We start from the raw sequence: 19128 nt of genomic DNA, 5'->3' as shown, positions 1-19128 counted from the left end.
ATCGGTAGTAATCGCCCTAAGGGAAACCCTTAAATCTAACGATATAAAAAGTAAGCAGGAAAATAGAACACTTCTCCCCACACCGGCCGGAGGGTAGAAGTTCTATACCCGCGTAATTGAAAATGCACGGGCAAGGATGCCCGGCATCACAATCAAGGAGGAGTAAACCTATGATTATTAACCACAATATGTCGGCGCTTAACACCTACCGTCAACTGACTATCAACAACACCAACAATTCCAAATCTTTGGAAAAGCTCTCTTCCGGTCTCCGCATCAACCGTGCCGGTGACGATGCTGCAGGTCTGGCGATCTCCGAAAAAATGCGCGGTCAAATCCGTGGTTTAGACCAAGCCGGACGTAATGCTCAGGATTCCATCTCCCTGATCCAAACTGCTGAAGGCGCTTTGAACGAAACCCACAGCATTCTCCAACTGATGCGTGAGCTGGCTGTTCAAGCTTCCAACGATACCAACTCCACCGTAGACCGGGGTGAAATCCAAAAGGAAATCAAGCAGTTAACTGATGAAATCGACCGGATTGCCAACACCACCGAGTTCAATACCCAGAAGCTTTTGAACGGTGATAAAAAAGGTCTTGTGGATGCCGAAGCTTCTCAAGTTACCCTCCAGAGCAACACAAAGCAAGACATCAAGATTAATGCTGGTGGTGCTCCAACAGCTTTAGCTTCAAGCGGTGTTATTATCATCACCAAGGGTAGTGTTCCGGGTTCCACCGGTACTGCTACTGGAGATTTAAGTATTTACATTGCAGGAGAGTTACCTACTACTGCAACTATTAGCGGCAATGAAATTAAGATTGGTGGTTCGACAATTACTCTTAGTGGTAATTTGGCCAGCATGTCATATGGTGAAAGCATCACGATTGGCATAAAGGCAAAAATAGACCAATCAACTAATGTTGGCGATTCTTTCAGTATGCAGATTGGTGCCAATAGCGGTCAAAATATTATGGTCGGCATTAATTCGATGAGAGCATCGGATCTTAAAGTTCGCGATGGTTCGGGCGATGCGCTGAAAGTTGATGATTATTACAAAGCGACCGCCGCTGTTTCCATCATCAATAATGCCATTGAAACAGTATCGGCGGAGCGTTCCAAGCTGGGTGCCATCCAGAACCGTCTGGAACACACCATCAACAATCTGGGCACTTCCAGTGAGAACCTCACTGCTGCTGAATCACGGATCCGCGACGTAGACATGGCGAAGGAAATGATGAACTTCCAGAAGAACAACATTCTTTCCCAAGCTGCTCAAGCTATGCTGGCGCAAGCCAATCAACAACCTCAAGGTGTGCTGCAGCTTCTCCGTTAATCCTTGATAGTTCTTTACGCATAGGGGCCAGAGTGTATACTCTGGCTTCTATTTTAATAGATTTGGAAAAACAAAATCCTAAACATAAGAGGGGACAGCAGAATGAAGATTTCAGCCTGTATGATTGCGAAAAATGAAGAGAAGGTAATCGCCCGCTGTATCGAAAGCTATCGCAAGGCAGTGGATGAAATCATTGTCGTGGACACCGGTTCCACCGACCGGACGGTAGCCATTGCTCAAAGTTTGGGCGCGAAGGTGTTCCACTTTACCTGGATTGACGATTTCGCCGCCGCAAAAAATCATGCCCTTTCCAAGGCCAACGGCGACTGGATTGTGTTTTTGGATGCTGATGAATATTTCGCAAACGGCACCGGCAGCAATCTGCGCCCTTTTTTACAAAAGTTGGACAAGAATTTTGGCGGCGTAGCCTGCCGGATGCTCAACATTGATGAAATCAGTGGGAAAACCACCAGTGAAATTATCCATGTGCGGATATTTAGAAACGACAAACTGCTTCGTTATGCTAACCCCATTCATGAAGAACTCGCTTACCACCGCAAAGGGGCTAAACTACAGGTTCATTTGGCAGATCGGCGGGAACTCCTCATTCATCACACCGGCTATTCAGACAATATTGGTAAGGAGAAGGCGGAGAGGAACCTGGCACTGCTCAAGAAGCAGCTGGACGGCGATACCGCGGCCAAGCCGGAATATTATTATTACATTGCAGACACTTATTTTTCTTTGGGCGAGTTCGATGAGGTCATTCGCTATATCCGCTTGTTCATGGCTACCGGCGTCAAATTGAGTAACCTTAATGTACGGGTACACGGTATTTTGATTGATGCCATGACGAAATTGAACTATCCCGTCAGTGAGGTTATGGAAGAAGTGGTTATTGCTATCGACAAATTCCCGCAGCAACCCTTTTTTCATTTCTATAAAGCCAAACTCTTATTTGATGACAGACGCTATGATGCCGCCCGGCTTGAAGCGCAGCAAACATTGCAATTACAGGAAAACTATGAGGATATCGAAATAAATCTCATGCCCTCGAATCTGGGCAGCCTGTACAATATACTGGGAGTTATCAGTGAATTTAAGCGTGACCTCGGCACGGCCATCGGCTATTATCTGGAAGCCTTAAAGTGGGACAAGTACGAGGCAACCGCTTTTGACCGTCTCATAAAGATGATCCGCTCACAGCCGCTTGAGGAGATCGTTTCTTTTATGAATACCTTATATGACCTTGACAATGAAGCCGATCTGGACTTTTTGGCAACGAGCCTGGTCAACCATGCCGTGCCTCAGGTGCTGGCTTACTATACAACCCTAAGGGAGAAAAAATACCCGAAAGAGGACTATGTAGTGCTGCAAATGCTGGTGGCTAACGGGCGTTATGAGAAGGCCTTCGCCGCCATATTGGACTGCTATGCCAAGGATAAGGATGAGCGTCTGGCGCTGGTAGCGGCCACGGCGGCAGCCTTAAGCGGCAACGATGCTTATATGGCAAAGGCCATCGAACAACTGCCGTTTGACTATGCCAAGATTCTTAAAGCATACCAAGGGAACATCATACTGTTTGACGAAGAGGACAAAGCCGCCTTTATTAAACTGGCACGCACCTTTATCTTATGGGCGGATGATGCTGCAAGGCAAAAGCTTTTTAGTCTGGCAGACCAATTCCCAAATGACATAGCAGCTGTCATTGGCCATCTGTTTTTACAGGAAGGGCATTATCAGGCCTCCCTTGCTTATTACAATGATGCGGTGCAAAGCTTTTTGGACGCAGGCATGCTGGTGCATCCGGTTTTATATTATAATCAAGGTTATTGCCTTCACCGCCTGAATAGCCCTATCGCAGCCATCGAGGCTTTTATCAAGGCCTATGAGGCAGGCTACAGTGCTAACGATATTTATGAATATTTGCGGTGGAATATAGGCAGGCTGGATACGCCCAGTAGTGCGAGAGCACGGGCCACCAAAATATTACGGGACAGGGAAGCTATTTTATAATAGCTTTATAATCATGTAATTGTTAGAGTGAATTTTAAACCTGATGTATAAATTTGGATTTGGAGAGCGGAATTTATGGATTATATAGAATATATTGAACAGCTGGTGATATCTAGGGAATACGAGCAGGCATTAGATTTGATAGATCAGCTAACGGATGAGCAAAAAAAGCATCCACATATTTTAAATATAGTTGGGGTAATCTGCACTTACGGCAAAATGTATGAAAGAGCTGATTCTTTTTTCCTGAGGGCTTTGAAAGAACAACCCAATAACGTAGAGTTTCTGTATAATGCTGCATATTCCGCATTTTGCCAACAGAATTATGCGCAAGCTCTCGGCTGGATTGAAAAATGCGAACAACAAGAAAACTTTACTTGTCCTGAAGAGATTCAGGAATTAAAAAATGAAATTCAAATAGGGCTTCATGAACGGGGGAATCGCAAAGTACTGATGGTCGCTTATTATTTTCCGCCCCTTTCCGGCTCGGGAGTCTTTCGTTCGCTAAAACTTGCTAAATATCTGCCAGAAAATCAATGGTACCCAACGGTTATATCAGCAGATAAACCCCAGAAAGGGTGGGATTTTTCTGATGAAAGCCTGTTACAGGAAGTGCCGGAAATAGTCCGGGTACACCGTTTGCCCGATCCTCTTAGCGGGCATCAGGAAGCGACAATTAATAGAGACGATATCAATAAATTGTTGGAATTTTTATCAACGACTTTATGGGGAGATCAAACAGCTTTATCCATGATAAACCAATTGAGTAAACAAAACGATACATTAGAGAGTTTGCTTACCTTTCCAGATAACACTTTATGGTGGGCTTATCAAGCAGTGCAATATATTGAACAAAAAATGGATTTACATGAGTTTGATCTCCTTTATACGACCTCAGGACCACATGCGGCTCATTTGGTTGGATACTATCTGAAAAAGAAATACAATATTCCTTGGATTGCAGATTTCCGTGACGAGTGGGTCAATAATCCTTATTTTGATTTTGATCTTGGAAATAATCCATACCATAAACTTTTGTATTGCTTGGAAAAACGTATTGTGACGTGTGCAAGTCATACAATAACAATATCTGACTATGCGAGGCAGAATTATATAGATACATATGGTCTTGAGCAACATCAAGTAACCTCAATTACTAATGGTTATGATGAGGAAGATTTCGCGCAAGTATTGCAGAAAGCGGAGCCTAATGATAAGTTTACAATTGTTTACAGCGGAATTATTTATAGCAAGTATAGAGACATAGCGCCTCTGCTCCATGCGCTTCGTGAATTAATCGAAGAAGGGGAAGTAGATGAAAATATGCTTCTCTTCAGGATTATCGGTGTCGAACCGGGCGATAGGAATCTAACCAAAAAAACTTTGGAATATGGGCTTGAAGAAAGTATTGAGGCATTAGGCTACATTGCACACCGAGAAGCACTTCAATTTTGCGTGGATGCTGATTTGCTTTTTTGCATGATTGGCAGTGATAATAAATTCCGAGGATGTTACACAGGAAAAGTTTTTGATTACTTACGGTGCAATCAACCTATACTGGCCTTTGCCCCTTATGAAGGGGTAGTCGATTTGCTTTTATTAGAAACTGGCCATGGCGTTTGCGTTTTGGAGTCAGAAAATAAAAAGATCAAGAAAGAGATTTTAAAAGAATATAAACTTTGGCAAAAAAACACGAAGCGAAACTACTTGTCTAATGATGATATCTACATCTATGAACGGAGGCATTTAGCAAGGATCTTTGCTGATATTTTTGCTCATTTTATTAATCATAAAGAGGAAATAAGTGCAGATACCTATAACCATCTTTATCTTAAGGGGGGGGCGGGACAAAACTACCATAAGCATTACACGAAAAGCGTGTATTATAATTCATGGAAACAGGCTATTTCTTATTTGACTTTTCTCAGTAGAGATATTCCTATCATTGATATCGGATGCGGGGTAGGGCAGTTTGCCAATATGTTATTCGATCAAGGTTTTAATAACTATTATGGATTAGATTTTGCTGAAGAGGCTATAACTGTAGCCAAGCAAACAAACCCCAAATTCCAGGACCGATTTATGGTCGGCGATGCGTTTAAGTCTTCGATATTTGATCTTGATTATGAACTGGTAATTCTTTTTGAGATCCTTGAACATTTGAATGAAGATTTGAAGTTATTAGAGAGGGTAAAGCCAGGGAAAAAAGTACTTTTTTCGGTCCCAAATTTTCCTGATGACAATCATGTACGCTATTTCTCATCAATAGAGCAAGTTATTGCCCGATACAGCAAATCTGTTAAAATATTGGATGCGAAAACGGTCAATTTAAATAACTCTTTACATTTATATTATATCGCTGGTATTAAGTTGCCTATGGATTAAAGGATCTGCTCCAATAAACATTGGTAAAGGAATCAAAATAAATTATGAAAATTGTTACAATCTTAGGTGCGAGGCCCCAATTTATTAAGGCAGCTCCTCTTTCAGAAGTTTTAAGAAGAAAGCACGAGGAGATAATTGTACACACTGGTCAGCATTACGACTATCAAATGTCTGATGTTTTTTTTGAGGAACTAGGGATCTCTAAGCCAAACTATAATTTAAAGGTTGGTTCAAAATGGCATGGCAGACAAACTGGCGAAATGTTGGCAGGGGTAGAAGATGTTCTCATAAAGGAAAAACCCGACTGGGTTCTCGTTTATGGTGATACCAATTCCACTTTAGCGGGTGCACTGGCTGCTTCTAAACTTAATATCCCAATTGCTCATGTTGAGGCGGGATTGCGAAGTTATAATCGAAAGATGCCTGAGGAATTTAATCGTGTATTAACGGATCATATGGCTACGCTACTTTTTTGTCCAACCGATCAAGCTGTAAAAAACCTTGTTCGAGAAGGGATTACCGTGGGAGTTATAAGAACAGGGGATGTTATGGCTGATGCGCTCCTTTTTCATGCCAAGAGGGTGGAGCATAACAATATTTTGGAGAGATTTCCGTATAAAGGCAAGTCATACATTCTGGCTACAATTCATAGGGCGGAAAATACAAATGATTCGAGTCGGTTGAAAGAAATTATTGAGGCTTTTGCTCAAATTGATGATCAAATTGTTCTACCGGTTCATCCTCGTACAAAGAAATTTCTCCAGGATTTGGACATAAAGGTTTCCAAGAATGTAAAGATTATTGACCCTGTGGGTTATTTGGAAATGCTCCTTCTGGAGAAAGAGGCCCAATTAATTTTGACAGATTCTGGTGGTGTGCAGAAAGAAGCCTATCTCTGGAAAGTTCCTTGTGTAACGATGCGGGATGAAACAGAATGGGTAGAGACTGTACATATTGGTTGGAATACGCTTGTAGGTGCTGATAAAGAGGCTATTGTTACTGCAATTTTAAAATATCGCGACAATCCCATGCCGGAGTATTGTTCAGGTCTTTATGGAAATGGTCGGGCAAGTGAGGAGATAGTGGCTGCTATGGAGAGAAAGCAGGCTAATATTTTAGAAGTATAATATATCCATGAAATTAGACACGCTTTCAAGAAGTTAAGTAAATAGATCTATATAGATATGATTTTTGAAATTACGTTTAAGTCGGAAAAGAGGCCTTTGAAGTTGTAAGAATCCGCTGAATACGCCCGAGTCGGCAAATTCCGGAAGTTAGATCTGCAACAGGCAGTGGAAAATAATCGACCACCATCCTCTTGAACCATCCAAGAGTGAGCCCTCCTCGTGCTATCTACAAGCCCAAAATTAGATAATAGCTCATGATAAGGCTCTCTCCCCAATTGCGCTCACGGAAGTCAAATTTCAATTTTCATTTATGGTAAGAATAGGTAGCGTCAGCTTTAAGCAAACAGTCCAACATCATTTCTGACATAGGACGTTTGGAGTCGTTTTTGGCTTGATACATCTTCATTAACGATATCCTCAATCCGGCAGAAATCTTTCCCAAAATGCACATCCAAAAGTCAGTGCATGGTTTCTAGAGGACGACTGGAAATCGTTAATCAATTTGAGCAAGCAGATGAAGAGATTTTTTTATTAGTTCGAAGGGATCAGCTCTTTGATATTCATTTAGATCCAGGCTACTATACTTCAGAACAGCTTGTGCACGCTCTGAACAAGAAATTTAAAGGAGCTGGTACTGATATAACGGTTGGTTTTGAAGGGGATAGCCTGGTGTATCATTCGCCGACCAAAGTTCTGGACAGCTTTGGCGGCTCCATGATTGAGATAGATTCCCCTGCTTCCCATACGTCCATTATTTATGATAACAGTAAACCAGGTTATATTTCCGGTGCGTATTTTTTAGGTGCGGAATATCTATCCGGCGATGTAACTTTTGATAGTTCGAATACCCTGACTTTTTGTGTGGGTAATAGCGGCACCTATACTAATCGCCCCAAGGGCCTAAGACCGTTATGACCTTGACGTATTCTCAAGGCAAAAACGGTTATTTTGCGATCGACGGTGTCGGCGGCAGCGCCTCCTATACTGTGTTTTATCCCGGCCCCTATGATATCAGATATGACGGCGGAATTGATCTTAAATTGCAAGTCGGCGCAAATTCCGGAAATATGGTCTCAACAGGGACGCAATATATGATGAATACAGAAATTTTTGGCATAAGAAGATTGGATTATATCACCCGTATCGGCGCCGATCGGGCTATTAGCACAGTTGATGATGCTATTGCTATGGTAAGTGCCGCCCGCGGATTCAACGGAGCTAAACGCAATGCCCTTGAGTCCCTCTATCAGAATGTAAACCAGTCGGCAGAAAACTTGCAGACCGCCGAGCCAAGGACTCGTGATGCCGATATCGCAAAGAAAATGATGGCTCATGTAAAACTATCCCTGCTCACAAGCCGCCGAAGCCGTATTGGTCCAAGCAAAGCAGCAACCACGGATGATTATGGAAATCTTAAAATAAACACAATCTAATTTTCCGACACATCATCGTTTAGAAGCTGCCAAACCCAAGTAAGGCAAGGGGTTCAGTGGCCTCTCAATTTAATTCCGTGCTCTGCTGAGATGCAATGTCTTCGCCATAAGGATGACTATGTAGCTTTTACCAATGGGTGAAAAAGATGGTATGAATCTAAAGCCCTGGCACATTAGGCCATAGTCAACCGATTTGTAGTTGTAGTAAGTCCCTTATTTTAAATTTTAGGACTTTAGGTCTTTAGGCCTAAAGTCTTATCCTGATTAATCCGATAACTTATATAAAGAGAAAGTTCAGCAGTTAAGATTTTTGCACCAAGCGGATCAAGATAGAGAGATTTAAGGTGTAACATGTAACGTAAAGGAGGACTATAGATGGCAATACGTACCTATGGTTTAAGCGGGTCAGGCATGGATGTGGATCAAATGGTTAAGGACATGATGGCAGCACGTCGGGAGCAATATGACAAGATCTGGCAAAAGAAAACTCAGCTGGAGTGGAAAAAAGCTGATTATAATACCATGTACAACACAATAGAGAGCTTCCGCAATACCACAGCTTTTAACTATCGGTTTTCCAGCACCACAATCCCCAAGATCGTGACGTCATCGGCGGAGAACATAGTTACCGCTACAGCTAATGCCGACGCGGCCAATGTAAGCCGCAGTATTAAAGTGGACCAGCTGGCGGAGGGAGCGAAAACTACTAGTACGGGAAAAATCTCCTTAGACGCCAATAAAGGCAGCCTTGCTTCCCAGCTTAAGATGGCGGAAGGAACCTTTGATCTGATGCTCAGCGATGGGGTGGAATCCAAGACCATAACAGTAGATACCGCTAAAAGCATCTATGACTTTGTCAGTGATCTGAACAAATCAGGTTTGAATATTAAAGCGGGCTATGATGCTGTCCTGGATCGCTTTCAGATAAGCACTACCGGTTCTGGGGAGGATGTGGCTATTGATTTTACTGGAACCACAAGTGAAGAGGGCAAGGATTTTTTAAAAAAGTTACAATTAGATGTTGTAGCAATAGATAAGGAAGGAACCGAAGAAGAAACGATAACGATAAAAGCAAACAAAGGCCAGAATGCTAAGGTACAGTTAGACGGTACAGAGATTACCCAAGCCGGCAACACCTTTACCGCCTTTGGCGTGACCTACACCCTGAAAGCAAAAGGCGAGGCCAACATCCATATCTCGGCAGATAATGAGAAAGCCGTATCTGTAGTTAAGGATTTCGTTGAGAAGTACAACAGCTTGCTGGAAACGATCAACAAAGAGCTAAATGAAGTCAAAAACAAGAAGTATATGCCCTTAACCAATGAGATGAAGGGCGCACTGAGCGATTCTCAGATTACTCAGTGGGAGGACATGGCGAGAAGCGGTCTTCTGCGCAATGATTCCACCCTGCAGTCCCTGATCTATAAGCTGCGCAATGATGTGGCGAGTCCTGTCAGCGGAATTGCGGGCAAATACAATTCTTTATCTTCTATAGGTATAACCACGGGAAGGGATTATCTGGAAGGCGGCAAGCTTTATCTTGAGCCTGATGAAACCAAGTTGAGGGCAGCTCTGGAAGCCGACCCGGATATTGTGTACAAACTGTTTAGTTCTTCCGGAGAGGATCGGAATGCTCAAGGGGTAGCGGTGCGTTTCTATGATACCTTGAAATCAACTATGGATAGCATTAAAGAGACAGCAGGTATCACCGGTACCATTAAAGGTGATACGCAAAGTACTCTGGCCAAGCAAATCCGCGATTACGAAGAAGGTTTAAATCGTATGAACGACCGCCTTGCTCAAATGGAAGATCGCTACTATAAACAATTTAATGCTATGGAGTTAGCTTTGAGCAAATTAAGTCAACAAAGCAACTGGCTGGCGAATATGTTTAGCAGTGGAAATTAAAAGGGAGTGAAAATATGTTAAATTCCCAAATGGCGGCCGCTTACAAAAACCAGCAGATTATGACGGCTTCCCCGGAGCAGCTTACATTACTCCTTTATAATGGGGCCTTGCGTTTCCTAAATGAAAGCATTCAAGCCTTAGAAGAAGGGGATATGCAAAAATCCCATAATTCTAATATGAGAGTACAAGATATCGTCCGTGAGTTTATGGTGACTTTAGATATGAATATGGAGATTTCTAAGAATTGGGCGGCCCTTTACGAATATATTGAGCATTGTTTGATTGAAGGCAATATAAAAAAGGATGTGCAACAGCTAAATAATGCCAAAGCAATCCTTGAAGAGATGCGCAATACTTGGCATGAAGCTATGAAACTGGCCAATCAAGCCAAAGCAGCAGCAAGATAAATCAAATAGGGTCTTTGGATAATTGTGTAAGATTAGGTGCTTGTTATCTCTTTGATGCGTGGGCTATAATGAAGAAAAGACGCAACAATGGCGAGGAGGTACTGCAATGACCGGTGAAGAATTTCAAAAGCTGGTGTTAGAAAAACTAACTAGTCTTGAACAAGGTCAATCTAGATTAGAGCAAGGGCAATCTAAGTTAGAGCAAAGACAAACTGCGTTAGAACAAGGACAGTCTAAGTTAGAAAAGAGAATCAATGAGGTTGAATCTACCTTAACAGAGCGAATCGATGTGGTAGAATCTACCTTAACAGGGCGAATCAATGAGGTTGAATCTACCTTAACCGCGAAAATAGATGCTCTGGATGCTAAAGTTGAAAAATACGGACAAAGTCAGCAAGACGATGTGAAGGGTCTGCTGGAATTAATGAATAAGAAGCTGGATCGCATAAGTACTAATCAAATTATCCAGGGTGAATCGATCAATATTTTAGCTCATCGTCAGTTGCTGATCGAGTCCGAACTTGCCGCTTTGAAAAAAGCAAAATAATAAATTAGCAAAAACATTTACAAAGGGCAAGAGGAGGAACTGGCATGGCCGAAAAAACTGCTGAAGCCTTATGGCTGGACTACCTTTTCCTTACCAAGGAAATGCTGAAGTTCCTCGATCGTGAAGATATGGAGCTTTTTCATGAGCTAATGGACCAGCGGGAGCGGATGCAGAACCTAATTGAAGAGACGCCGGACAAGGGCTTTAAGGCTTCGCCACAGGGTCGGAGTTTGCTAACCAGGATTGCTGGAGAGAATCAAGCCCTGATGAATCGTTTCCAAATGGCACATCAACGGGTAAAGAAACATCATCAAGTGGCCGAAGCCTATGGCGGCAGTAATCAAACAGCGGTTAGCCACAGAGACTGGATGCGCTAGGGAGTAAAAATCCAGCAGGTCTGAAAAGGGGGGAGACGCGATGTACACCATCGAACCGATTCAACCCAATAAGCAAACAACCATGATGCCTGTTGATGCCTATCCCGGACAAAAATTAGAACGGTCCAAAGATATGCCTCGCCCGGTGGTAGAGCGTAAGGATGAACTGCCGGATGCCCGGGAGGATATTCCACGGGAAGAGGTAGAGAAAGCCGTTGATAAACTGAACCGCTTCATGAATTTGATCGACAAGGGAATGCGCTTTGAGCTTTCTGAGAAGGAAGGCTCCGAAGAAATTCTGGTTCGGATTATCGATCAAAAGTCGGACAAGGTCATGAAAGAATCCTCGCCGAAATGGGTAATGGAACTTCTTCATAATTTAACCGATGCCGCTGGGCTATTTGTGGATCAAAGAGTTTAAAAGATTTAAAGAAAAAAATTTTTTCAAAAGAATTGTTTGGAATTAAAAATAACTTTCCTTCATAGTTTTTATACGAAGAATTAGGCAAGCACTCCGCTCATACGGAGTGCTTTTCTTTAAAATAGGAAAAAAGTCCTATCAAAATTAGGACTAAAAATACAGATATTGTCAGATTATCGTATTTACACTTTGAATAGGAAAATGTTAGTATTATTAAATAGAAAGAGTAAAGATTTCGCGATCTACTCCTTGCTTGGAGGAATTATAAAAAGCATGGCGAATTAAAATATTGGATATTTGTGCCCATGGGGCTGACGTAAAAGTTAGGGGTGGAGCTGAATGAGCCAAGATGATAAACAAAATCTAGGTGTCGATTTGGGGGAATTTTTGGAGTTTTATCTTCTCGATTCCCAGGAGCAAATCGAAAAGCTCGCAGCAGGTTTGCTGCAATTAGAAAAGGAAGGCAATAATATCGGGTTGATCAATGATCTATTTCGTTCTGCGCATAGTTTAAAAGGGGCCTCGGGGACCATGGGGTTTACCTCGATTGTGGCCTTGACCCACTCGGCCGAGGATTTACTTGATCGGTTGCGGCAAGGGAAGATGGAAGTAACTCTCCCCATAGTTGATGTTCTATTAGCAGTTACAGACCGTGTTAAAGATATGCTTAACCAGGTGGAGCAAAGAGTAGAAATTAGTATCGAGTATGAGGATTTAGTCGATGAAATGCGCGCCCTGATAAGTGGGGAAGTTCCTGCCACCACAAAGGGCGGGGAAAAGGATCTACATAATGAAGTTGTTGCTCCCACTTTCGTCAGGGTTGACTTTAAACTGCCGGAAGATGTTGGGGAGCAGATTAAAGATGCTCAGGATATGGGTCATGGCGTCTATCAAATAGATGTGAAATTTTCACCCAATACCTTGATGAAAGCTGTTCGGGCTGTTATGGCTGTGCAGCGTATGGAGAATCTGGGTAAAGTGGTCAAGTTGCGTCCCAGCGTGGAAGAACTAGAAGTAGGGAACCATGATGGTTTTGCCATGCTGTTATTATCCGACGATCCCACAGAAGAGATTCGGTCGGAGCTTCTGGGGGTTTCAGAACTGGCGGAAGTTGAAATCAATCCCTATTTTAGCGGTGGAATCCTTGAAAGTCGTGATGCTTTAGTGGAAGCGGCCGCTTCAGCCGAGGCTGTAGAAGTGCTTCCTGTAGCCGATAACTTTGGTAGCGCAATAAAGGAACAGGAAGTTCCTACGCCAATTATGGCGCCGGAGAAGCTTAAGGCGGAGGTAGAGCCGGCCCAAACTCCACAGCTTAAGGCAACACCGGCTAAGGCTGCCGGCGGCGGTGCCACCGGAGCAAATGAGGGGAATAACCAAGTACATACTATTCGGGTAGATACGGCACGGATGGATAATTTGATTAATTTGGTGGGAGAGATGGTAATTACCCGTACCCGCCTTGTCCAAATCGGTCAGGACCTTAAGGAACAGTACAGAATGGATGCTTTAGTCAATAATTTAAACGAGACCACTGTTTATCTAGGACGGCTTATGAGTGACCTTCAAGAAAGTGCCATGCGTTTGCGGATGGTGCCTATCGGCACTGTATTTAGCCGATTCCCCCGTTTAGTACGGGATCTGGCCCGTAAAACCGAAAAAGAGATGGAGCTTGTTCTTAAAGGTGAGGACACGGAACTGGATAAAACTGTAGTCGAAGTAATCGGTGACCCCTTAATGCATCTGATTCGCAACTCCATCGATCACGGTATCGAATCGCCGGAGGAACGCCGAGCTGCGGGTAAACCGGAAGTGGGAACCATCACTTTAGATGCCTATCATGAAGGAAACCATATTGCCATTCTTATTTCCGATGACGGAAAGGGATTGGATCTGAATAAAATCTATGAAAAAGCTCTAAGCAGAGGCCTCGTAGGGGAAAGGGAGGGTCTTTCTGAGCGGGATATTGCTAACTTGATTTTTCTGCCGGGATTTAGTACGGCGGAAAAAGTTACGGATATTTCCGGGCGAGGAGTGGGTATGGATGTCGTCAAGAAAGCCTTGAATAATCTAGGCGGAATGATCGATATCACCACTCGACCAGGTCAAGGGACTACTTTTACCATTCGGCTGCCCCTAACTTTAGCAATTATTCAGGCTTTGCTGGTTGAGGCAAGTACGGAGATTTACGCTGTCCCCTTATCTTCGGTTCTGGAAACCTTGCTGGTGGAACGGAAGGACATTAAGAATGTAGGTGGACTTCCTATGGTTCAACTCCGTGGCAATACCCTTCCTTTGATTTCCCTCCGCGATAAGTTTGATCTTCCTGCCGCGGAAGAAGAGCCGGATGAGGTCTTTGTAGTGGTTGTGGGTCTGGGTGACAAAGCTTTGGGCCTAATCGTCGATGGGTTAAGGGGACAACAAGAAGTAGTCATCAAATCTCTTGGCGATTTCTTAAATAACCTGCCGGGAATCGCCGGTGCCACCATTTTAGGTGATGGGAAGGTTACTTTGATTCTCGATATAGGAAGTTTGATTCAAGATATTCTGGTAGCCAGGAAGGGCTAACCGGATGTGTCATCCTGAAGGAGTAGAACGACTGAAAGATCTTATAAGGGGTTAAGATACTTCGCTTTGCTCAGTATGACAACGTAAATCAGTATGACAACGTAAATCAGTATGACAACGTAAATCAGCATGACAACGTAAATCAGCATGGCAACGTAAACACGATCTTATATTTAGAGGAGGATACAAAATGGCTGAAGAACAATTAGTTACGTTTGGTTTGGGTTCCGAAGAATTTGGTGTAGACATTATGTGCGTGCAAGAAATTATTCGTATTCCTCCCATTACCCGGGTGCCTAAAGCCCCGGAATATGTGGAAGGGGTAATTAATCTACGGGGGAATGTGATCCCTGTTGTGAGTCTGCGTACACGCTTTGGCATGGAGCGTGTGGAAGAAAGCGAACTTAGCCGAATTATTGTGCTGCAGGTGCAGAATAAAGTCTTTGGTATTCGCGTGGATGCAGTGACGGAAGTTCTACGGTTGAATACGGAGTCCATTGAGCCACCACCGCCGGTTGCTTTAGGAATGGATTCTCATTTTATCCGTGGTGTAGGTAAAATCGGCGAGCGTTTATTAATTCTTCTTAACCTCGATTACATAATGGGTGGAGAGATGGAAGCATGAATCAGCCCAAATCCCCAATCACGGTTCTGATTGTGGATGATTCACCTTTTATGCGTTTGACGCTGCAAAAAGTATTGAGTCAGGACCCGGAAATCAAGGTTCTGGATACGGCTAGGGACGGCAAGGAAGGGATTGAAAAGCTGCAAGCTCTTCGTCCCCAAGTAGTAACCATGGACATTGAGATGCCGGTCATTGACGGTCTGCAAGCACTTGGTGAGATTATGCGTTGGCAGCCTACACCGGTGATCATTCTTAGTGCCTTGACTACCGAAGGCGCTCAGGCCAGCGTCAAAGCCTTAGAGGCGGGAGCCTTTGAGGTAGTCGCTAAGCCCTCCGGAGGTCCGGGAGCCGACCTGCAAGCTTTGACGCGGGATCTGATTGATAAAGTCAAGGCTGCGGCTCAGGTTAATTGCAGCCGTTTAGGGAAAAATGGAGCAACGTGCCGACCTGTTGCACCGGGAGGGATTCGTTCTACTCGGACCGCGGAGAGCAGCAGCGATATCGGGGTGCGGGGACCTTCTTCCTTGGCAAATGCCGGCGCGACCGTTGGTAGTTCCAAAGGACGTTCTATGGAGACGGGGGATGCTTTTCCTAAGCATCCTATTGAGATTGTTGCCATTGGCACCTCAACTGGGGGACCATCTGCACTACAGGCAGTAATTACTCGGCTTCCGGCAAATTTCCCGGTCCCGGTGATTGTGGCTCAGCATATGCCTCCCGGTTTTACCGCTCCTTTGGCCCAACGGCTCAACGGCATGTCCCAACTTACTGTGCGGGAAGGGGTTAATGGTGAAACCCTAAAGACTGGGACAGTCTATTTTGCCCCTGCCGGCAAACAGATGCAAGTCCAACGCCGGGGATCACAGCTCATTCTGCAGATTGGGGATGAATCCCCAATACAGACTCTTTATCGCCCTTCGGTTGATGTTATGTTCTTATCCTTAGCCAAAGAGGTGGGCAAGGGAACTTTTGGTGTGGTTATGACCGGTATGGGTAATGACGGACTCAAAGGCATGCGGGAAGTCAAAGAACGGGAAGGTTTCGCTTTAGCGGAGTCTGAAGAAACCTGCGTGGTCTATGGTATGCCCCGGGCCATCGTGGATGCCGGGTTAGCTAATCGGGTAGTTCCCTTGGGGGAGATCGCCCGTAATATTGTGGAATGTGTGCAAAGGAGGTAACCAGGATGGGGATATTCGGGTCCATGGACATCAGTGCTTCAGGTCTAACAGCCCAGCGGCTGCGTCTGGATGTAATTTCAAATAATATTGCCAACATCAATACCACTCGGACAGGAGCGGTTACCCCTGGAGGCAACCAGATTCCTTATCAGCGCCAAGTGGTTGTTTTTAAGGCTAGAGGTGCACAATCAAGCTTTGCCGAAACCTTGAATCAAGCTTTACAGGGTAAATTATTAAATCCGATAGCTTTGAAACAGGGACTTCCAACCCAAGGTGCGACAGGCAACGGAGTAGAGGTGCAAGCTATAGCCGGTGATAATTCCGAATTTCGTTTAGAGTATAATCCCGATTCTCCTGATGCGGCACAGACACCGGAAGCAGGAATTCCGGCGGGCTATGTAAGGCTTCCCAATGTCAATATTGTGACTGAGATGGTAGATATGATATCCGCGTCAAGGGCATATGAAGCCAATGTTACCGCTTTGAATGCTGCTAAATCCATGATGAGCAAAGCTCTCGAGATTGGGAAAGGGTGATTTTTAAATGCCTATTAATCCGATTGTGCCAATTAATGCATTAAACCTTAATCCAAACCTTAATTCCACTCAAGGAGTAAACCGAAATGATGATAAATCCTTAAGCCCGGCCGGAGCGGCTAAGGTGGGGGCGGATTTTGGACAATTTTTGAATGAAGCGCTGCAAAAGGTAGATGCTCTGCAGAAGGAAGCGGATGTAGCAAGCCTGGGATTAGCCACCGGGCAAATCCAGGATCTCCATACCGCTGTAATTGCCATGGAGAAAGCAAGCCTTTCTTTGGCTTTGACTGTGGAAGTTAGGAATAAGGTCTTGGATGCTTATCATGAAGTCATGAGAATGCAGATCTAGTTTTATTTCTGGTCAAGATACTTCGCTACGCTCAGTATGACAAGCCTCGCTCAGTATGACAAGCCTCGTTCAGTACGACAAGCCTCGCCCAGTACGACAAGCTACGCTCAGTATGACAAGGACTTAAGCTGCGTTTGTCATCCTGAGGCAAGAATAGCCGAAGGATCTTATTGGTCGTATATAAAGTAATACGATTGGTTGAGGTAAATTTCAGGGGCAAATTGAAAGGGAAAATTACCCATAGTGCTATTTAATATCAAACATCTAATGAGAACTGTTTGGATAATGCATGAATTTTTCTTTAGAAAGGAGGAGCGTATAACTTGAATTTTTCGTGGGCTGATATCAAAAAATCAGTACAAGAATTTTGGGGCAAACTCTCCCGCCCACAAAAGGTCATAACCATAGCTGCTCCTCTAACGGTAGCGATTGCACTTATATCCTTGCTCTATTGGGCAAGTCATCCTAACTATGTGGCGATTTTTACGGGATTAACCGATGTCCAAGCTGCAGAGATCACTACTGAATTAAAGGATTTAAAAGTTGATTATAAATTAGCAAATAACGGTTCCACTATTTTGGTTCCGGAAAAAAAGGCCCCGGAGATTCGTTTAGATCTGGCCAAAGCCGGTCTGCCTAAAGGGAGCCAATTTAGTTGGAGTGAAAGTCTCAATGCTATGCGGGTAGGCGAGACCGAGTCCGACCGCAGACTGCGCTATAATCTTGGCTTACAGGCGGAACTGGAGTCAACCCTCAAGACCTTGAGCAATGTCAAAGATGCGCGGGTGCTCTTGGCCATACCTGAGCCTACTCTTTTTGCCGAACAACAAGAGGATACTACGGCAGGCGTCACCTTAACTCTGCGGGAGGGAACGGAAATCACCGAGGAGCAGATCCAAGGAATAGCCAACCTGTTGGCGGCTTCGGTAAAGGGCCTAAAACTAGAGAATGTAACTATCCTTGATTCTAATGGCAATACCTTATCCGATATCCTCAGCAAAGATAAGCAACCGGGGAAAATGACTGCCACCCAAATCCAAATTAAACAGCTAACTGAAGAGAATCTTCGTAAATCGGTCCAGTCCATGTTGGATAAGGTATTCGGTGCAGGCAAGACCATCGTGCGGGTGAATGCTACTCTGAATTTTGATCAAGTGACAACTGATACCGTTACCCATGGTCCGGGTGCTATAGTCAGTGAGACCCATACCTCAGAGACTACAAATAATACGGCAGCTCCCGGAACCGTGCCGGGGGTTAATACCAACGTCCCCGGTTACGTGACACCGGAAGGGGCAGGTACTACCTCCAATTCGGAAAGAACTTCAGATACAATTAATCATCAAGTGGATGTTACCCAAGAACAAGTTGTTAAGAATCAAGGAGATATTCAGCGTCTCTCTGTTTCAGTACTGCTTGATGCGGATACCATAAGTGCAGATCAGGAGCAGTTGATCCGAGCCAATGTGGCAGCGGCGTCAGGGATCGTCCTTGATCGCGGGGACGAGATTCAAGTGGCTGCTTTGCCCTTTGATAAAACTAGTGCCCTTCAGGCGGAACAAGCAATGGCGGAGGCAGCTCGCAAGGAACGGATGCGTACCTACATCGAATGGGGTGTGGGAGCGCTTTTGGCTGCGGCTTTCTTATTCGTTCTTTTCCGGATGCGTGCCAAACATAAGCAAGGGTCCATGGACTTTGGTCAGGAGCTGCAACCTGTTCCACTGGCGGCAGCTGAAGAACTGCTTCTTGCTCAACAGGAAGCGGAGCGTGAAGCGGAATTAAAGCTTGCTCAGCAAAGACAAAGATCAGCGGAAGATATTCAACGCCAAAAAGTTAAGGAATCTGTGGAAACATATGTCCAAAATAATCCTGATGAAGTAGCACGTCTTGTTAGGACTTGGTTAGCGGAGGAAAAGTAAT

The 19128-nt window shown here is 44.3% G+C and carries 17 protein-coding genes; all 17 read left to right on the top strand.

The annotated features are described in order from the left end of the window. Positions 1-170: 170 nt before the first annotated feature. The 17 genes from AC1U9U_RS02345 to fliF all read left to right on the top strand — a co-directional run bounded on the left by AC1U9U_RS02345 (position 171) and on the right by fliF (position 19127). Positions 171-1334, top strand: coding sequence for a flagellin N-terminal helical domain-containing protein (locus tag AC1U9U_RS02345; RefSeq protein ID WP_479958945.1), 1164 nt, complete (start codon positions 171-173; stop codon positions 1332-1334). A gap of 102 nt (positions 1335-1436) precedes the next feature. Further along, on the top strand, positions 1437-3350 hold the full coding sequence (locus tag AC1U9U_RS02340) for a glycosyltransferase (protein WP_479958944.1): 1914 nt from the start codon (positions 1437-1439) through the stop codon (positions 3348-3350). Positions 3351-3425: 75 nt separating this feature from the next. Next, a complete protein-coding gene (locus AC1U9U_RS02335; protein ID WP_479958943.1) occupies positions 3426-5735 on the top strand; it encodes a glycosyltransferase in 2310 nt (769 codons plus the stop codon). 44 nt (positions 5736-5779) lie between these two features. After that, positions 5780-6862 carry a non-hydrolyzing UDP-N-acetylglucosamine 2-epimerase gene (gene wecB / locus AC1U9U_RS02330; protein ID WP_479958942.1) on the top strand — a complete coding sequence of 361 codons (1083 nt, stop codon included), beginning with the start codon at positions 5780-5782 and terminating at the stop codon, positions 6860-6862. A 465-nt stretch (positions 6863-7327) separates the two neighbouring features. Further along, positions 7328-7777: a hypothetical protein gene (locus AC1U9U_RS02325; RefSeq protein WP_479958941.1), complete on the top strand. Its 450-nt coding sequence runs from the start codon at positions 7328-7330 to the stop codon at positions 7775-7777. Beyond that, positions 7774-8295 (top strand): flagellin, encoded by a 522-nt coding sequence (locus tag AC1U9U_RS02320; protein ID WP_479958940.1) that lies wholly within the window; start codon positions 7774-7776, stop codon positions 8293-8295. The genes AC1U9U_RS02325 and AC1U9U_RS02320 overlap by 4 nt, the downstream gene beginning before the upstream one ends. Before the next feature lie 375 nt (positions 8296-8670). Then, positions 8671-10203 (top strand): flagellar filament capping protein FliD, encoded by a 1533-nt coding sequence (gene fliD / locus AC1U9U_RS02315; protein ID WP_479958939.1) that lies wholly within the window; start codon positions 8671-8673, stop codon positions 10201-10203. A gap of 14 nt (positions 10204-10217) precedes the next feature. Then, positions 10218-10610: a flagellar export chaperone FliS gene (gene fliS / locus AC1U9U_RS02310; RefSeq protein WP_479958938.1), complete on the top strand. Its 393-nt coding sequence runs from the start codon at positions 10218-10220 to the stop codon at positions 10608-10610. Between the two features lie 106 nt (positions 10611-10716). Next, a complete protein-coding gene (locus AC1U9U_RS02305) occupies positions 10717-11157 on the top strand; it encodes a hypothetical protein (protein WP_479958937.1) in 441 nt (146 codons plus the stop codon). Positions 11158-11201: 44 nt separating this feature from the next. Continuing rightward, complete coding sequence (locus AC1U9U_RS02300; RefSeq protein ID WP_479958936.1) at positions 11202-11534, top strand: hypothetical protein; 333 nt, start codon at positions 11202-11204, stop codon at positions 11532-11534. A 40-nt stretch (positions 11535-11574) separates the two neighbouring features. After that, the gene (locus tag AC1U9U_RS02295) at positions 11575-11955 is read left to right on the top strand and encodes a flagellar protein FlaG (protein ID WP_479958935.1); all 381 of its coding nucleotides are present in this window, start codon (positions 11575-11577) and stop codon (positions 11953-11955) included. 339 nt (positions 11956-12294) lie between these two features. Beyond that, positions 12295-14520, top strand: coding sequence for a chemotaxis protein CheA (locus AC1U9U_RS02290; RefSeq protein WP_479958934.1), 2226 nt, complete (start codon positions 12295-12297; stop codon positions 14518-14520). 190 nt (positions 14521-14710) lie between these two features. Continuing rightward, on the top strand, positions 14711-15145 hold the full coding sequence (locus tag AC1U9U_RS02285; protein ID WP_479958933.1) for a chemotaxis protein CheW: 435 nt from the start codon (positions 14711-14713) through the stop codon (positions 15143-15145). After that, positions 15142-16323, top strand: a complete 1182-nt coding sequence (locus AC1U9U_RS02280; protein ID WP_479958932.1) for a protein-glutamate methylesterase/protein-glutamine glutaminase — start codon at positions 15142-15144, stop codon at positions 16321-16323. The genes AC1U9U_RS02285 and AC1U9U_RS02280 overlap by 4 nt, the downstream gene beginning before the upstream one ends. 5 nt (positions 16324-16328) lie before the next feature. Next, entirely contained in the window at positions 16329-16859 is a 531-nt protein-coding gene (flgC, locus tag AC1U9U_RS02275; protein WP_479958931.1) for a flagellar basal body rod protein FlgC, read from the top strand. Between the two features lie 7 nt (positions 16860-16866). Continuing rightward, positions 16867-17208 carry a flagellar hook-basal body complex protein FliE gene (gene fliE, locus AC1U9U_RS02270; protein ID WP_479958930.1) on the top strand — a complete coding sequence of 114 codons (342 nt, stop codon included), beginning with the start codon at positions 16867-16869 and terminating at the stop codon, positions 17206-17208. 323 nt (positions 17209-17531) lie between these two features. After that, a complete protein-coding gene (gene fliF, locus AC1U9U_RS02265) occupies positions 17532-19127 on the top strand; it encodes a flagellar basal-body MS-ring/collar protein FliF (protein WP_479958929.1) in 1596 nt (531 codons plus the stop codon). Position 19128: the final 1 nt, after the last annotated feature.

Source organism: Desulfitobacterium sp. (assembly GCF_982384815.1).
The sequence above is the reverse complement of the archived record's forward strand: the minus strand, read 5'-3'. Positions and strand labels throughout refer to the sequence as shown.